This is a genomic window from Streptomyces sp. NPDC042371 (assembly GCF_056437465.1).
In genome coordinates this window covers 1-1,047 of the sequence record NZ_JBWKAP010000037.1, presented here as the reverse complement: position 1 = coordinate 1,047, position 1,047 = coordinate 1, and the positions used below count along the sequence as shown (strand labels likewise).

The following is a 1,047-nucleotide window of genomic DNA, read 5'->3' as shown; positions in this document are numbered from 1 at the left end:
CTACACCCTTACCCCGGGACTACCATCGCCCGGGCTGGACTACCTTCCTGCGTCACCCCATCACTCACCTACTACAAGTCTGGTCCGTCGGCTCCACCACTTCCCTTTGCCCGAAGGCTCCAGGACGGCTTCACGGACTTAGCATCGCCTGATTCAATGTTTGACGCTTCACAGCGGGTACCGGAATATCAACCGGTTATCCATCGACTACGCCTGTCGGCCTCGCCTTAGGTCCCGACTTACCCTGGGCAGATCAGCTTGACCCAGGAACCCTTAGTCAATCGGCGCACACGTTTCTCACGTATGTATCGCTACTCATGCCTGCATTCTCACTCGTGAACCGTCCACCACTGCCTTCCGGCGCAGCTTCACCCGGCACACGACGCTCCCCTACCCATCCATACAGGCGTTGGCCCTATTGTATGAATGACACGACTTCGGCGGTACGCTTGAGCCCCGCTACATTGTCGGCGCGGAATCACTAGACCAGTGAGCTATTACGCACTCTTTCAAGGGTGGCTGCTTCTAAGCCAACCTCCTGGTTGTCTCTGCGACTCCACATCCTTTCCCACTTAGCGTACGCTTAGGGGCCTTAGTCGATGCTCTGGGCTGTTTCCCTCTCGACCATGGAGCTTATCCCCCACAGTCTCACTGCCGTGCTCTCACTTACCGGCATTCGGAGTTTGGCTAAGGTCAGTAACCCGGTAGGGCCCATCGCCTATCCAGTGCTCTACCTCCGGCAAGAAACACACGACGCTGCACCTAAATGCATTTCGGGGAGAACCAGCTATCACGGAGTTTGATTGGCCTTTCACCCCTAACCACAGGTCATCCCCCAGGTTTTCAACCCTGGTGGGTTCGGTCCTCCACGACCTCTTACAGCCGCTTCAACCTGCCCATGGCTAGATCACTCCGCTTCGGGTCTTGAGCGCGCTACTGAATCGCCCTATTCGGACTCGCTTTCGCTACGGCTTCCCCACACGGGTTAACCTCGCAACACACCGCAAACTCGCAGGCTCATTCTTCAAAAGGCACGCAGTCACGAGA

1 rRNA gene is annotated in these 1,047 nt (G+C 56.9%); it reads right to left on the bottom strand.

Going from position 1 to position 1,047, the window contains the following annotated elements:
- Nucleotides 1-1,047, bottom strand: a 23S ribosomal RNA gene (locus AC068B_RS41175); the annotation flags it as partial.